The sequence below is a fragment of the Bacillus sp. FSL W8-0848 genome, from assembly GCF_038007805.1.
GTDB lineage: Bacteria > Bacillota > Bacilli > Bacillales > Bacillaceae > Bacillus > Bacillus glycinifermentans.
The window spans coordinates 1588628-1602344 of sequence record NZ_JBBOYB010000001.1; the positions used below are offsets into that span (position 1 = coordinate 1588628).

General features: G+C 46.6%; 19 protein-coding genes. 11 read left to right on the forward strand and 8 right to left on the reverse strand.

What is annotated here, in order from left to right; all coding sequences use genetic code 11:
- Window positions 1-17 precede the first annotated feature (17 nt).
- From ablB to NSQ39_RS08360, 5 genes are all read left to right on the forward strand, one after another.
- The gene (gene ablB / locus NSQ39_RS08340; protein WP_175075051.1) at window positions 18-908 is read left to right on the forward strand and encodes a putative beta-lysine N-acetyltransferase; all 891 of its coding nucleotides are present in this window, start codon (window positions 18-20) and stop codon (window positions 906-908) included.
- A gap of 69 nt (window positions 909-977) precedes the next feature.
- A complete protein-coding gene (ablA, locus tag NSQ39_RS08345) occupies window positions 978-2387 on the forward strand; it encodes a lysine 2,3-aminomutase (protein WP_046129587.1) in 1410 nt (469 codons plus the stop codon).
- Entirely contained in the window at window positions 2384-2665 is a 282-nt protein-coding gene (locus NSQ39_RS08350) for a YokU family protein (protein WP_046129586.1), read from the forward strand. Before ablA ends, NSQ39_RS08350 begins: the two co-directional genes overlap by 4 nt.
- Window positions 2666-2774: 109 nt before the next feature.
- Window positions 2775-2996, forward strand: a complete 222-nt coding sequence (locus NSQ39_RS08355; protein ID WP_341014515.1) for a YozE family protein — start codon at window positions 2775-2777, stop codon at window positions 2994-2996.
- A 162-nt stretch (window positions 2997-3158) separates the two neighbouring features.
- Window positions 3159-3839 (forward strand): hypothetical protein, encoded by a 681-nt coding sequence (locus NSQ39_RS08360; RefSeq protein WP_046129585.1) that lies wholly within the window; start codon window positions 3159-3161, stop codon window positions 3837-3839.
- Here the strand turns inward: NSQ39_RS08360 and NSQ39_RS08365 are convergent.
- Window positions 3832-3966 (reverse strand): hypothetical protein, encoded by a 135-nt coding sequence (locus NSQ39_RS08365; RefSeq protein WP_046129584.1) that lies wholly within the window; start codon window positions 3964-3966, stop codon window positions 3832-3834. The two genes, NSQ39_RS08360 and NSQ39_RS08365, sit on opposite strands and share 8 nt — an antisense overlap.
- Window positions 3967-4089: 123 nt before the next feature.
- On the opposite strand from NSQ39_RS08365, the gene NSQ39_RS08370 reads away from it, so the two are divergent.
- The 3 genes from NSQ39_RS08370 to NSQ39_RS08380 all read left to right on the forward strand — a co-directional run bounded on the left by NSQ39_RS08370 (window position 4090) and on the right by NSQ39_RS08380 (window position 5353).
- Window positions 4090-4260 (forward strand): YozD family protein, encoded by a 171-nt coding sequence (locus NSQ39_RS08370; RefSeq protein WP_175075052.1) that lies wholly within the window; start codon window positions 4090-4092, stop codon window positions 4258-4260.
- Window positions 4261-4366: 106 nt separating this feature from the next.
- A complete protein-coding gene (locus NSQ39_RS08375) occupies window positions 4367-4978 on the forward strand; it encodes a phosphatase PAP2 family protein (protein ID WP_175075053.1) in 612 nt (203 codons plus the stop codon).
- A 54-nt stretch (window positions 4979-5032) separates the two neighbouring features.
- Window positions 5033-5353, forward strand: coding sequence for a YodL domain-containing protein (locus NSQ39_RS08380; RefSeq protein WP_046129582.1), 321 nt, complete (start codon window positions 5033-5035; stop codon window positions 5351-5353).
- A 37-nt stretch (window positions 5354-5390) separates the two neighbouring features.
- On the opposite strand, the gene NSQ39_RS08385 is transcribed toward NSQ39_RS08380, so the two are convergent.
- From NSQ39_RS08385 to NSQ39_RS08395, 3 genes are read right to left on the reverse strand one after another with little or no spacing between them, the layout of a single operon-like run.
- Window positions 5391-5522 (reverse strand): hypothetical protein, encoded by a 132-nt coding sequence (locus NSQ39_RS08385; RefSeq protein WP_096891842.1) that lies wholly within the window; start codon window positions 5520-5522, stop codon window positions 5391-5393.
- Between the two features lie 60 nt (window positions 5523-5582).
- Window positions 5583-6440, reverse strand: coding sequence for a TIGR03943 family putative permease subunit (locus NSQ39_RS08390; RefSeq protein WP_046129581.1), 858 nt, complete (start codon window positions 6438-6440; stop codon window positions 5583-5585).
- A gap of 19 nt (window positions 6441-6459) precedes the next feature.
- The gene (locus NSQ39_RS08395) at window positions 6460-7461 is read right to left on the reverse strand and encodes a permease (RefSeq protein WP_046129580.1); all 1002 of its coding nucleotides are present in this window, start codon (window positions 7459-7461) and stop codon (window positions 6460-6462) included.
- A 198-nt stretch (window positions 7462-7659) separates the two neighbouring features.
- Here NSQ39_RS08395 and deoD point away from each other — a divergent pair, with 198 nt between their 5' ends.
- The gene (gene deoD, locus NSQ39_RS08400) at window positions 7660-8358 is read left to right on the forward strand and encodes a purine-nucleoside phosphorylase (RefSeq protein ID WP_046129579.1); all 699 of its coding nucleotides are present in this window, start codon (window positions 7660-7662) and stop codon (window positions 8356-8358) included.
- 29 nt (window positions 8359-8387) lie between these two features.
- Window positions 8388-9209 (forward strand): M15 family metallopeptidase, encoded by an 822-nt coding sequence (locus NSQ39_RS08405; protein WP_046129578.1) that lies wholly within the window; start codon window positions 8388-8390, stop codon window positions 9207-9209.
- 90 nt (window positions 9210-9299) lie between these two features.
- On the opposite strand, the gene NSQ39_RS08410 is transcribed toward NSQ39_RS08405, so the two are convergent.
- Both NSQ39_RS08410 and NSQ39_RS08415 read right to left on the reverse strand, forming a co-directional pair.
- Complete coding sequence (locus tag NSQ39_RS08410) at window positions 9300-9557, reverse strand: hypothetical protein (RefSeq protein WP_046129577.1); 258 nt, start codon at window positions 9555-9557, stop codon at window positions 9300-9302.
- Window positions 9558-9650: 93 nt separating this feature from the next.
- A complete protein-coding gene (locus NSQ39_RS08415) occupies window positions 9651-10358 on the reverse strand; it encodes a class I SAM-dependent methyltransferase (RefSeq protein ID WP_175075054.1) in 708 nt (235 codons plus the stop codon).
- Window positions 10359-10507: 149 nt separating this feature from the next.
- On the opposite strand from NSQ39_RS08415, the gene NSQ39_RS08420 reads away from it, so the two are divergent.
- Window positions 10508-11905 carry a S41 family peptidase gene (locus tag NSQ39_RS08420; protein ID WP_046129575.1) on the forward strand — a complete coding sequence of 466 codons (1398 nt, stop codon included), beginning with the start codon at window positions 10508-10510 and terminating at the stop codon, window positions 11903-11905.
- Between the two features lie 40 nt (window positions 11906-11945).
- Here the strand turns inward: NSQ39_RS08420 and NSQ39_RS08425 are convergent, their stop codons facing one another.
- The gene (locus NSQ39_RS08425) at window positions 11946-13427 is read right to left on the reverse strand and encodes a sodium:solute symporter family protein (RefSeq protein WP_175075055.1); all 1482 of its coding nucleotides are present in this window, start codon (window positions 13425-13427) and stop codon (window positions 11946-11948) included.
- Window positions 13427-13630 carry a DUF3311 domain-containing protein gene (locus tag NSQ39_RS08430; RefSeq protein WP_046129574.1) on the reverse strand — a complete coding sequence of 68 codons (204 nt, stop codon included), beginning with the start codon at window positions 13628-13630 and terminating at the stop codon, window positions 13427-13429. The genes NSQ39_RS08425 and NSQ39_RS08430 overlap by 1 nt, the downstream gene beginning before the upstream one ends.
- Window positions 13631-13717: the final 87 nt, after the last annotated feature.

Sequence of the window (13717 nt, forward strand, 5' to 3'; positions counted from 1 at the left end):
TGTTTCGGAGGGGAAACATGATCAAAAAATGGGAAAATGAAACCTGCCGGCTTGAGCTTGATCTCGATCTTTTCAATAAAAGAATCAGAATCATCAATTATGAGGGGGATGTCTGTTCTTTTTTCCTCGATATGATGGAGACGGCAACAGAACATGATATTGAGAAAATCATCATTTTTGCGAAAAAAAACGACACGGCCGGTTTGCTGGAGCATTTGTTTGAGCCGGAAGGACAGATTGACGGATATTATAACGGCCATGATGCAGCCGTGCTTGTCCAATATTTGAATCAAAACAGGCGAAACACAGCCGATTGGCTCGCTCAGGATGATATGCTCAGGAAGCTGTTTCTTTCCCCGGCTCCGCTGGAAAAAAAGCAGACGCCGTTTTTCATCCGGCCTGCCGAAAGCGGCGATGCCCCCCTTTTGGCAAAGCTTTATCAAGACGTATTCCCCGTCTATCCGGCGCCGGTTACAGACCCTGCATATATCAAAAAGACGATGGCGCAAGGAGCCGTATACTACCTCGCCTTTGATCAGACGAAGCTTGTCGCAGCGGCCTGTGCTGACGTCAACCAAACGCTCAGGAATGCGGAAATGACTGACTGTGCAGTTCTTCCTTCACACCGCGGTTTTTCTTTGACAAAGCGCCTGATTACAGCGCTTGAAGCCGAATTGAAGCAGGCGGGCGTCTTTTATGTTTTTTCGATTGCAAGAGCCGCTTCTTTGGGGATGAACGCCACGCTTTGCCATTTATCGTACCGATACAGAGGCCGGCTGGCGAACAATTGCTTCATTTATAAAAGCTTGGAGAACATGAACATCTGGTGCAAAAATTTAAGCCGTCCGCCTGAAATGACAAATCCGGGCGGAAAGCTCAGATTCGGCCGGGATTATTTTTCAAAATGAAGAGTCACTTTCCCTGCCGTTCACATAACTTGGAAAGTAAAAGGAAAAATGCTGATAGGGGGATGAAAGATGACAAACGGTCTGTTCAAGCCGAAAAGGCACTGGAAGGAGATTGAACTTTGGAAGGATGTGCCGGAGGAAAAGTGGAATGATTGGATATGGCAGCTGACAAATACGGTCAGAACCCTCGACGATTTAAAAAAAGTCGTCAACCTGATAAAAGAAGAAGAGGAGGGGGTGCGGCTGTCCACGAAAACGATTCCCTTAAACATTACGCCTTATTACGCCTCGCTCATGAATCCGGATGACCCCCGCTGTCCGATCAGGATGCAGTCCGTTCCGCTTTCCGAAGAAATGCATAAAACAAAATACGACCTTGAAGATCCCCTTGAGGAGGACGAAGATTCGCCAGTCCCCGGTTTAACCCACCGCTACCCTGACCGTGTCCTGTTTCTCGTCACAAATCAATGCTCGATGTATTGCAGATACTGTACAAGGCGGCGGTTTTCGGGCCAAATCGGAATGGGCGTGCCAAAAAAGCAGCTTGACCAGGCGATCGGATATATCCGCGACACGCCTGAAGTCAGGGACGTTCTCATTTCAGGCGGCGACGGACTGCTGATCAACGATCAGATTCTGGAATACATTTTGAAAAACCTTCGCGCCATACCGCACGTTGAAATTATCCGGATCGGGACGCGGGCGCCTGTCGTGTTTCCCCAGCGGATAACCGACAAGCTATGCGACATTTTAAAAAAGTATCATCCCGTGTGGTTGAATACGCATTTTAATACCAGCATCGAAATTACGGAGGAAGCAAAGGAAGCATGCGAAAAGCTTGTCAATTCCGGCGTGCCGGTCGGCAACCAGGCCGTTATTTTGGCGGGCATAAATGACAGCGTTTCCATTATGAAAAAACTGATGCATGATCTGGTGAAAATCAGGGTCCGTCCGTATTATATTTATCAGTGCGATTTGTCTGAAGGAATCGGCCACTTCAGGGCGCCGGTCTCAAAAGGGCTTGAGATCATCGAAGGGTTGCGGGGACACACGAGCGGCTACGCCGTTCCAACCTTTGTGATTGATGCACCTGGCGGGGGCGGAAAGATCTCCATCCAGCCGAACTACCTCATTTCGCAAAGCCCTGATAAAGTGGTGCTCCGCAATTTTGAAGGGGTCATCACTTCATATCCGGAGCCTGAAAACTATGTGCCGGGAAGAGCGGACGAATATTTCGGCGAAATTTATCCTGAAGTGCTGAAGGAAAAAGAACGCATCGGAATTTCCGCCATATTTGAGGATCGCACCCTTTCCTATACACCTGAAGGATTGAACCGTTTAAAAAGAAGGGAAAGCTATGCGGAAAGGCCTGACCACGAAACATTGAAAAGCCGCAGAGCGAAACGGGACGAATTAAAAGAAAAGAAATTTCTCGCCCAGCAAAAGAAAGAAGCGGAAGCTGAGGGGCATGCCCAATGAAGCGCTGCGACTGGTGCGGCGAACCGAAGGCCGAACATGGTCAAACGACCGTTTACTGGGAACTTCCTGACGGAACTAAAGCGGTTGAAATTACGGAGACGCCCGCGGTCAAATGCCAAAGCTGCGGGATGGTGTATCAGGAAGATGATATTATAAAAGATATCGAAAACCAGCTGTTTCTCATCGATACAAAAACTTTGCCTTCAACGGTGTCGTTTGAAGGGCTTATGAAAACCGAGCGCATTTTAAAGCGGAACTACTTTGATTTTTCTTCGTAAAGCCGGCTTTCTGAGCCGGTTTTTACATATCGGAGAACGGTTTATCGTTTGTATTTTTTCATTTGAGCTGTATAATAGAACAACAACAGAAGAGACAGGAGGGGAAACCGTGAAATCTTTTTACCCTTATTTAATGAAATACCGCCATCCAAAGCCGAAAGACGATATCAGCGATTTCGCCAATCACGCCTACCTTGATCACGGGTTTCCCAAGGCATCAAATCGGTACGATGAAATCAGTTCGTATCTTGAGCTCAATGTGGATTATTTATCATCAATGACGATCTTTGATGAAGCTTGGGAAAAATATATAACGGAAACAAAGCAATAAAAATGCCGCAGACAAGAGTCATGCGGCATTTTTGTCGTTTCAGGCCGCCGCGAGGGCTTTTTGGAAAACTCGTCGCCGCTCTGTATCCCTGCCCATGCGAATTGACAGCCTGGCGCATACGATAAGCGTAAGACGGAAGCTTTCAGGCAGGGGGGAATCAGCATGAAGTCAAACGCGCCTAAATATAAAATCGGGGATGTTGTAGTGGTGGTTATGTACGGTACCGTCGGCACGATTACAAAGGTTCATAAAATCGACAAACACTTTCTGTATGAAGTTAATCATAATGAAGTTCTTTATTTTGAGACTTCTTTACAGCTTTATAAAGACTACGACGGAGTCATCGTCGAGACGGAAAAGCTTGATATCGAATATGAATTTTTAATCGGGGATGTCGTGTATGTGAAAAACTACGGCAAAGAATTGTTTAAGATCACCGGCCACAGAACCGAAATATGGAGATATGTAGAGGACGGCTGGGAAGACATTATATATGAACTGATCCGTCTGAAAGACGGCGAATGGCTTGAGACGGAGGAAGAGGATTTGACCCTTGTTCTCAGAACATACGAAATGGACCAGTTTGTTCATCAGCTTCTTTTTGTCCATTATGTGGGGGAAGTGGGACAGGAACTCGATGAACCGCTGACAGAAAAGGTGTTCCTGCCTTTTGCGGGCGATAGCGAGGAGCAGGAAAAAGAGCGGAAAATAGCCTCTGTTGTAGTGGATGAGCTGCTCGATATCTACAACGACTATAAAGTATTGTATGAAATGTTTCAGGATGAGGAATATAAAGATATGATGGATTTTGTGTTGGGAAGCCTGAAGGAATATTTCAGCTGAAAAACACCAAAAATAAAAAATAAGGAAAACAGCCGAACAAAATCAATCCGGACATTACTCGCAAGACTTTCCCCAGGATTTGATCAAAATGCTCTCCGTCAAGCGCTTCAACGGCTTTCCGTATCATTTTTCTTTCCCCCTCTTGGCTTTGTTTTTGTTACAACATGTATATGACAGGGGACAAACATTATGACAAACCGGTTATAAAACCGGAAGACAGCTCATACATCAGAATAAGGAGGCGATCAAAGTGAAAGAAATTGAGCTTATGATAGATACAGAAGAAATCGCTGATTTTTTTTATCTTGAGCTGACGAGAAGAGGCTACATACCGAGCGAGGACGAACTGTTCGAAATTGCCGATATCACTTTTGATTATTTGCTTGAAAAATGCATGATAGATGAGCATATAGAGGATTAAGACGAAAAGACCGCAGCCTCGCAGGCTGCGGTCTTTCTTTGTTGCCCGCTGACCAAGGCCCGATATACAATGTTAACAAAATGGTCAAGGAGGCAGCAGCTGTTTTATGTACAAAGCAATCATCTCGGCTGTTCTATTTATCATAGCAGCCGTCATCATCCGCTTTCCTGCCGTTCAATCAGTCGATGTCAACATTCTTCAGGCTGTCGAAATCATCAGGCAGCCGTTTCTTACACAGCTGTTCAACATGGTGACCCATTTGGGATCAGGCAAGATCATCCTGCCTCTGCTTTTGCTTTTGACGGCCATTCTTGCCGTTTATAAGAAAGCGGGGGCTTCATTGTATGTGTATCTTTTATTTTTTGCGGAAAGAATGGCCAATGAAGGCTTGAAAGATTGGATTTCAAGAGAGCGCCCGTCACTCAGCCCGCTGATTTCCGAGACATCCTTCAGCTTTCCGAGCGGTCATTCAATGAATGCAGCGGCCATGTATCCATTCATCGCCTATCTCCTGTTGACGCATGTGCCGTTTTTCAAAAAGCGACGAACGTCTGTCATGGTGTGGACAGGGGTGCTGATCACACTGGTCGGATTCAGCCGCATGTATCTCGGCGTCCACTATACAACCGATGTAATAGGCGGAGTTTCCCTCGGTTTTGCGCTGTTTGTCATCTTCGGGAAAATTGCCGAAAACTTCCCGCTCGTTCGACAAAAGTAGTCAAAGGGATCGAAAAGCGAAACGCCAATATAATAAAAAAAGGGAGGGATCGTGTTGCCGTTAAATTTCCAACTGTTTAAAAAGAAGCTGACAGCTTACGATGTGACGATTTTTCAGACGCCACGCTTTGGTGAAGAGAAGGGATATGAGATGGTGTACAGGACTGAAATAAACGGCAGAACCCATGAGGATGTATTGGAGCGTACGTTTTCGACCTTTAATGTATATGACACGGTGCCGAACGATTATAAGGCAAGGTTTCTCGCAACGGGCGATATCGTTTTAATTGATGAGGGAAGAAAGGGAAAAACCTATTATAAACTGCTGCCAACGGGTTGGAGCAAAATCAACCGCATTCTGCTGCAATCATCCTGAAAAAGCAAAAACTGCGGAAGCGTTAACCGCAGTTTTTTTACGTAGTATTTTTTCGCTTTCTGGCGCTGAAGTCTTTTTCGTGCGCTTCCTCCGCTGCAATCACATCCTTGGTCGGGATGTGGTTGTTTTTTTTCTGGCCGGTTACTCTGTTGCGCTGTTTTTTGCCCATTGCTCGATTACCTCCTTCCTAACCAATAGGATGACTAAACAGCGCCGGTTTTATCCCGGGTTATTCTGTCATCTGAATTGTCGCGGGATATACGTACGGATGTGCCGGTTCTTTTATGGCGGTCTGTTTTCGAACCTTGATGACCGGGACGGTGCTTCCTTGAAACGAAGCCTTGCCGATCGTTCCTTTTATTTCAAGCCATGTATCCGGTGCTGCAAGATGCGCTCCGTCCCATTCGGCAAGAAAGCCGATCAGGCTTGCATCAGCGATACAGTGGGTAATCAGAAAGCGGGATAAGACGATCTGCTGTTTTTTCAAGGAGCCTTCTTTATGGACAAAGCCTTGGACGATGATCTCTTTTCCCTCGTAATCATCAAGGTTTTCACTGATGTCGCCGTAATATTCGGCGAACATATCGCCTTTCATCACAAGCGGATTCGAGTGCTTGAACCTGGCCATTTTCCGGTCATATGCCGTTTGTGAAATGGCGGATTCCTCCAGGCCTTTTTCGATTCCGGGCGTTGTCACATGCCCGCTGTTTGAGGCATCTGTTTTGGCGAGCATCGTTCCTTTATTTGCTGCGACAGATGAGTTCAAAACTGCAGGAGCAAACGCAAAACCGGTGATGAGCGGCAGGGAAATCACTCCGAAGTGAACCATTTTGACCAAAAAAGGCTTCGATCTGCCGTGGTCATGCCCGCATGAGGACAGCCCGCACTTTTCCTTGTGAACCGTCCAAACCCGTGTCAGTTGAAAGAGAAACAGCAAAGTAAATACACCGGCTGCAATCAGGCTCATATATTCGTATTTCGGATTGATGAACCTTCTGATCTCTCCTGTATGATGGATTTTAAAAATATATCCTGAAAAGGCCGCCAAAATGACGGCGCGCAAAAATTGCTGCGCCTGAAAAACCATGTCAAATCCCCCCTTTTTTCTATAAAAAGACAGCGATCTTCACACAAATATAGACAATCAGGGTGATCAGCGCCGCTAAGCACAATACAAATTTTGGTTTAAATACGCTGAGCATCATGATCGTGTTTTTTAAATCAAGCATCGGTCCGTATACCAAAAACCCGAGGATGGCCGTTTCGGGGAACAGGCTCCTGAAAGATGCGCCGATAAAGGCGTCAGCTTCCGAACAGAGAGACAAAAAGTATGCCAGCGCCATCATGATGAGGCTCGCATCAAGCACCCCGCCTCCGTGTATGAACAGCGATTTTAAAGGCAGATACGTTTGAACGAGAGCGGCGACTAGAGCACCGGCAACCAAATATCTGCCCATATCAAAAAATTCGTCAATCGCATGTGTCAGCACATGATAAAGCCGTTCCAAAAAAGGAGAGGGATGAAGGGCATGTTCATGATCATCTTTGCTGCTTTTCTCCTTTAACTGGCTGGATCGAAATATCAGACTGATGACAAGAGCGATCAAGAACGCAGCGGCGAAACCGGCGGCAACTCTTAAGACCGCCATTCGCACATCATTGCCAAACGCCATATAGGTCGATAAAATAACGATCGGATTGATCAGCGGCCCTGTCAACAGAAAGCCGACCCCGGCATAAATCGGTACGCCTTTGGCGACAAGCCTCCGGACGATCGGTACGATGCCGCATTCACAAGCCGGAAAGCACGCCCCTAACAAACAGCTGACAAAGACGGCTGAAAACCTGTTTTTCGGCATAAGGGCGCGTAGGTGGTCTTCCGTTACAAAAATCTGAATAAAGCCGGCAATGAATACCCCGATTAAAACAAAAGGAAGCGCCTCAATTAAAACGCTGATAAAGATCGTGTTCAGCTGCACGATGGACGAAGACACTTCAAAAGGAAGGTTCTCCGCCAGCGATTCTCCGATTGCCGCAAGACATACGAATACCCCGATTGCCAGTATCCCGGTAAAATCGATGATATAACCGTTGATTGTCCGAAACATGGTTTTCCCCACCCTTTAATTTAATCGGAATGATTCTTGTTTAAGATATGCTTGTCTTTTTTAAACATGACAGTTATTGGAGAGAGCATGACACATGCCTTTATTTTCTTTTTCCGTTGTATTGGTTTATAATACATAATGCGAGCAGATGCTCCACCATAAGTTATCAGTCAGCTTTAAAAGGCAGGAGGAATAATCATGAGCGTACATATTGGCGCGGAAAAAGGGCAAATCGCGGAAACGGTGCTGCTGCCCGGAGATCCGCTTCGTGCAAAATACATTGCAGATACATACTTAGAGAATGTCGAGTGCTACAATGAAGTGCGCGGCATGTACGGATTTACGGGAACTTATAAAGGAAAGCGCGTTTCCGTGCAGGGAACGGGCATGGGTGTTCCGTCCATCTCGATTTATGTAAATGAATTGATCAACAGCTATGATGTGAAAAACTTAATTCGCGTCGGATCATGCGGCGCAATCAGAAAAGATGTCAATGTAAGAGACGTGATCCTTGCGATGACTTCTTCCACTGATTCGCAAATCAACAGGGTGGCGTTCGGACAAATCGACTTTGCTCCGTGCGCTGATTTCGGACTTTTAAAAGCGGCCTATGATGCTGCGACAAAACGGAACATTCCGGTGACGGCGGGAAGCGTTTTTACGGCTGATCAATTTTATAATGAGGACAGCCAAATCGAAAAGCTTGCCAGACACGGGGTGCTGGCGGTCGAAATGGAAACGACGGCGCTTTACACATTGGCGGCAAAATTCGGCCGGAAAGCCCTGTCGATTTTAACGGTCAGCGACCATGTCATTACAGGAGAAGAAACGACGGCTGAAGAAAGGCAGACGACATTTAATGACATGATTCTGCTTGCATTGGACACCGCCTTATAATTTTCAGCGAGAAAAAGGAAGGATATGAAATGAACAGAAAGTACAAATACGCATCGATTGCATCTCTATTAAGCGCAGCGGTTTTGCTGGGCACAGGATGCTCGATGACAGAACAGAAGCAGCCGGATACAACGAATACGAAAAACGTATCTAACGTGAACAAAGAGCAAAAGACGGACAGCCCGAAAAGCGATCTCAGCGATCAGGAATTTGTGCTTGAAAGCAAATATTTCAATCAACTCAAAGAAGTCAACGGTCTGCCGACCATTCAAAATCCGGAAAACATACTGGCGCTTGTCAATAAAGAATACGCGCTCCCGGGAGATTACAAACCTGCGGATTTAACGGTGCCGAACGTTCAGTTCTCCTTTAAGGAGGATATCGAAAAACGCTATATTAGGAAGGAAGCGGCAGATGCGCTGGAAGACTTGTTTAACGCTGCAAAAAAACAAGGCTATGAGCTTGCAGCCGTTTCCGGATACAGGTCATACGACAGACAAAAAACGATCTATGACAACGAAGTGAGCTTAAAGGGCGAGAAGAAGGCGAAAGAAGCCGTGGCGTATCCGGGAGAGAGCGAACACCAAACCGGGCTTGCGATGGATATTTCCTCAAAGAGCATGGGCTATGCCCTCTCTCAAGATTTCATCAACACAAAAGACGGCAAATGGGTGGATGAAAACGCCTATAAATACGGTTATATCATCCGTTATCCTAAAGGGAAGGAAAGCATCACGAAATATGAATATGAACCATGGCATCTCCGCTATGTCGGCAAAAAGGCTGCCAAAGTCATAAAAGAGCATAATCTGACGCTTGAAGAGTACTTTAAAAAAGTGAAGAAAATATAAAAAAAGGCTTTCGCGCTTGGCGCGAAAGCTCTTTTTTGTGAGACAGCGCGGCGAAAACCAAAAAGGCCGAGTAATACCGGCCTTTTTGACTTACCAGAAAAATAAGCCTCCAAGCGCAATGCCGGTGATCAAGCCGAGACCGATGCCGTAGGCAGCACCCCAGCCCCATCCCCAGCCTCCCCACCAGCCGTAGCCGTAACCGGGAGCACCTCTTCTGATCATCGGGGAGATAAATACTTTTTGCGGCGTGACGCGGACGATTCTGCCGACATGGAAGCGGCCCCTTCTATCAGTGATTCTGGCCACTTTGCCGACATTCTGATTGCAAATTCTATAGTAACGCTCCATTTACATGCTCCTTTCATCTAGTATGCTCTCTATTTCAGCATATGGCGCAATTGATAGAAAAGGTTGGACGAAAGAAGCAAGACAAACGCTGGTTTATGGACGGCACACAAAAATAATAGGATTGAGAGCCCCCTGATATGTTGCCAGCAGTTGCTGATGTTTTTCCATTGTTTTATAGGTTTTTTCCGGAATGTCAGGCGACAGGTTCATCTCTGTCACGCTATCTTCAGGATTGGCTGCCTCCAAGGCAGCGCCGATCGTCTCGATCTGCGAAAAACCGGAACCGCGGAGTACGCGCAGCCAATCGTCTTCCGTGTACAATGCGGTAAATCCGTAAAAATCGCTGATTTCTTTTTTCTCTTCCTTTGAAAGACTGTCATCGGCGAGAGACACTTCAATACAGACGAGCTTTCCGTCAGGCTTCAAAATCCGGCGGATTTCCGCGAGTGATGAAGCAATGTCTGTAAAGCTTAATACGGATTCCGACAATACACAGGCAAAGCTGTCAGATTCAAACGGCGTTTTTTCAATTTGAGAATGTACGACAGGGATGGACAAGTCTTCATCCGCAAATCTTTTTTTCGCTTTACAGATCATGACCGCGTCTGAATCAAGAGCGGTCACAGGAAACAGAAGATGTCCCAAGTATGCTGCGGTCTGGCCCGTACCGCAGCCGGCGTCAAGAATCGGGAGTTCAGGATCGATATCGGCTTTGGCGAGGACGGCCTTCGTCAGCGCCATGCCGCCCGGATGAGCGCCGGAAACGCCGAAATAAGCCAGCATGTCTAAATAATCGCTCAAAATTAAATCCCTCCTTTTTGTATGCATATGCGACATAAACATATCGGTTTAACGCCGGAGGGCCGGAAATCGCCCAATTTCAAGTAATCCGAGTTGACGAATAAAGAATCGTCCGTGATAATATGGTAAGAAGAAAAGGTGGTGTTCGTTTGAAACAGCAGTTAAAACTATTTTTGATCGTACTCGTTACGGCTGTCGCCGCATCGGCGCTCACGCTTTTTATAGTGGGCAAAGGGAACGGCGGATCCGCTTATTCCTCGGCGGACAGCGAAAAATTTGAGAAGCTGATGGCCGCTTACGACAAGATCAAGAGCGATTATTACAAAAAAGCCGACGATGAAAAGCTCACAGACGGGGCGATAAAAGGAATGCTTGAGGCTTTGGGTGATCCATATTCTACATACATGGATAAAAAAGAAGCGCAGTCTTTCGAGGAAAGCATTACTTCTTCTTTTGAAGGAATCGGCGCCCAAGTGGAAGAAAAAAATGGACAAATCTTAATCGTCGCGCCGATAAAAGGCTCCCCCGCAGAAAAAGCGGGCTTAAAGCCGCATGACGAAATTCAGAAAGTCGACGGCAAAAGCGTCAAAGGAAAGACCGTCAATGAAGCAGTTGCGATGATTCGCGGCAAAAAAGGCACGGATGTCAAGCTTGTGCTGAAAAGGGAAGGCGTCGGTGAAATCGATGTCACCATTAAGCGGGATACGATACCGGTCGAAACGGTTTATTCAAAAATGATCGACGGCAATATCGGTGAAATCCAAATCACGTCATTCTCTGAAAATACGGCAAAAGAACTGACAAAAGCGATTGACGATTTGACCGAAAAAGGAGCGAAAAGGTTCGTTTTAGATCTTAGAGGAAACCCTGGCGGTTTAATGGATCAGGCGATTACGATGAGCAATCTGTTTGTCGACAAAGGCAAGACGATTATGCAGGTGGAACCGAAAAACGGAACGAAAGAAGTATACAAAGCCGAAAATGAACGCAAAGTGACCAAGCCGACCGTTGTCCTTGTAAACGGCGGAACGGCGAGCGCGGCGGAAATTATGGCGGCAGCACTTCACCAGGCTTCAGGCATCCCGATTGTCGGCGAAAAAACGTTCGGAAAAGGAACCGTCCAAAATGCGGAAAACTTCTCTGACGGATCTACCGTGAAGCTGACGATCGCCAAATGGCTGACGCCGAACGGAAACTGGATTCATGAGAAAGGGATCGAACCGCAATACAAAGCCGAGCTTCCTAGCTATGCCAAACTGCCGTATCTCGATCCAAAGAAAAAGTATCAGTCAGGCAGCACGGGTGACGAAGTAAAAGTTGCCCAAAAAATGCTGAAGGCTCTCGGATATAATGTAAAACCAACGGGCTCGTTCGACGATCAGACGGTTCAAGCCGTTAAAGCGTTCCAGAGCGATCAAAAGCTCAAAACGACAGGAATCATAACCGGAGAAACGACGAGCGGAATGACGGTAAAGCTTCAGGATAAGCTTTCAAAACACGATACACAGCTCGAAAAAGCGATCGAGATCGTCAAAAAGGAAAAATAAACAAAACCCTTACGCTTTTAAAGGCGTAAGGGTTTTTTCATTAGGCGCTTTTTTGTACATTGTTCTTCTTGTCAAACAGATAGCTGATGACGGAATTCGATTTTACGCGTTTTACGAACAGCGGATTAAGGATCACGACGGACAGGAGGTTGGCCGCAAGTCCCCAGAAGCCTTCGTAAATCCCGAAGGATGCCTTGGTCGAATACACCGTAAATGTAACGGCAAGGCCGATCAAAAGTCCGATGATGGTCGCTTCTTTTGTCTGATTTCTCCAGAATAAGCTGATGACGATCGCCGGGAAAATCTGCACCATGCCGGATACGCCGAGGAGCTGAAGCGTCACAAGCGCCGCCGGGAACAGCATGCCGAATATAAGCGCAAGGCCGATGACGACGAATACCATGGAGCGGGTGACCAATGTCAATTTGCTCCCTGACACACCGGGATTGATCAAATCACGGTATAAATTGTTGGCAAACAAATTGGAAGCGCCGATCGCCATAATCGAACACGGAATGAGACTCGCCAGGGCGATGGTTGAATAAGCAAGGCCTTGGGTGACACCTCCGTAAGAGCTTTGAATCAAATAAAGCAGCGCAAGTCTCGGATTGATGCTGTCCGGAAGTACGAGAAACGCGATGAAGCCGAGAAAGATCACCAAAATCAGCACGATGTTGTAAAGCGGCAGAAACATGCTGTTTTTCCTGAGGGCATCGGCGCTGTTCGCCGTGAATACCCCTGTTGCCGCATGCGCCCACATAAATAAAGCGAGGGCGGACACGATGGAAGCGGTGATGAACCAGGAAATCCCTTTCGGACCGTCTGCAGGAATCGTCAGCATGTGCGGCGCTTCACTTGCGAGCTTTTCAATCATAGGCGTCCAGCCGTTGAAATGGATGAGCGGCAATGAGACGACCATAAACAGCATCATCACCCAAACTAAAATATCTTTTATAATAGCGGTATATGTAGGCCCTTTGATGCCGCTGAAAAACGTATAAAGCGCGACAAGAATAAAAGAAATGATAACGACGGCTTTGACGTTGATATAACCTGTTCCCGCGACCTGAAGCGTATCCTGAATTCCGCTGAGCTGCAGGCAAATGTACGGAATCAGCATCAGGACGCCGACAATCGCGACAAGCGATGACAGCAATTTGCTGCTGAAGCGTTCTCTCGCGTAATCGGCGAGCGTCGTTAATTTATGCTCCTTTGCGACATGCCACAGTTTCGGCAGAAAGAAGTATGCGATAAAATACGCCAAAACCGAATAAGGGATCGCAAAGAAAGCTACGCTTCCGCCCGTAAAAGCGGTGCTTGTCAATCCTAAAAATGTGTAGGCCGTGTATAAGTCGGCACCGACGAGGAACCAAACGAGAAGCCCTCCGAAACGCCTGCCTCCGACAGACCATTCTTCAACCGATTTGCGCGACTGCTTGTTGCTGCCGGCAAGAAATCCGATACAGACAACGGTCAGGATAATGCCGGCCGTTATCAAAAGCGCTGTTACATTTCCTTGCATTATTCATAACCTCCGTTTTTCTTTTCCAATTTATAAACGGTAACCGTAATCACTGGCGTCACAACGATCCATAATGCGAGCCAAAAATGGAAAAACGGAAGCCCGAACAATATCGGCTGGATCCTGTTTACGAAGGGAAGCAAAGCAAGCTGGCCGATAAAAGGGATGATGAATAGAATGAAAATGAAAAACCGTTTATTCACCTTTTTTCCTCCTTGAACGATTTTAATGTTCATTATCATAGCAGTTGTCAGATTCAATCACAAGATAATTATTAGAAAAAAGTGATT

What these genes read in the sequence shown, in the direction of transcription:
- ablB (WP_175075051.1), top strand. Translation starts at nt 18, where the DNA reads ATGATCAAAAAATGGGAAAATGAAACCTGCCGGCTTGAGCTTGATCTC.
- ablA (WP_046129587.1), top strand. Translation starts at nt 978, where the DNA reads ATGACAAACGGTCTGTTCAAGCCGAAAAGGCACTGGAAGGAGATTGAA.
- NSQ39_RS08350 (WP_046129586.1), top strand. Translation starts at nt 2,384, where the DNA reads ATGAAGCGCTGCGACTGGTGCGGCGAACCGAAGGCCGAACATGGTCAA.
- NSQ39_RS08360 (WP_046129585.1), top strand. Translation starts at nt 3,159, where the DNA reads ATGAAGTCAAACGCGCCTAAATATAAAATCGGGGATGTTGTAGTGGTG.
- NSQ39_RS08365 (WP_046129584.1), bottom strand. Translation starts at nt 3,966, where the DNA reads ATGATACGGAAAGCCGTTGAAGCGCTTGACGGAGAGCATTTTGATCAA.
- NSQ39_RS08375 (WP_175075053.1), top strand. Translation starts at nt 4,367, where the DNA reads ATGTACAAAGCAATCATCTCGGCTGTTCTATTTATCATAGCAGCCGTC.
- NSQ39_RS08385 (WP_096891842.1), bottom strand. Translation starts at nt 5,522, where the DNA reads ATGGGCAAAAAACAGCGCAACAGAGTAACCGGCCAGAAAAAAAACAAC.
- NSQ39_RS08390 (WP_046129581.1), bottom strand. Translation starts at nt 6,440, where the DNA reads ATGGTTTTTCAGGCGCAGCAATTTTTGCGCGCCGTCATTTTGGCGGCC.
- NSQ39_RS08395 (WP_046129580.1), bottom strand. Translation starts at nt 7,461, where the DNA reads ATGTTTCGGACAATCAACGGTTATATCATCGATTTTACCGGGATACTG.
- deoD (WP_046129579.1), top strand. Translation starts at nt 7,660, where the DNA reads ATGAGCGTACATATTGGCGCGGAAAAAGGGCAAATCGCGGAAACGGTG.
- NSQ39_RS08405 (WP_046129578.1), top strand. Translation starts at nt 8,388, where the DNA reads ATGAACAGAAAGTACAAATACGCATCGATTGCATCTCTATTAAGCGCA.
- NSQ39_RS08410 (WP_046129577.1), bottom strand. Translation starts at nt 9,557, where the DNA reads ATGGAGCGTTACTATAGAATTTGCAATCAGAATGTCGGCAAAGTGGCC.
- NSQ39_RS08425 (WP_175075055.1), bottom strand. Translation starts at nt 13,427, where the DNA reads ATGCAAGGAAATGTAACAGCGCTTTTGATAACGGCCGGCATTATCCTG.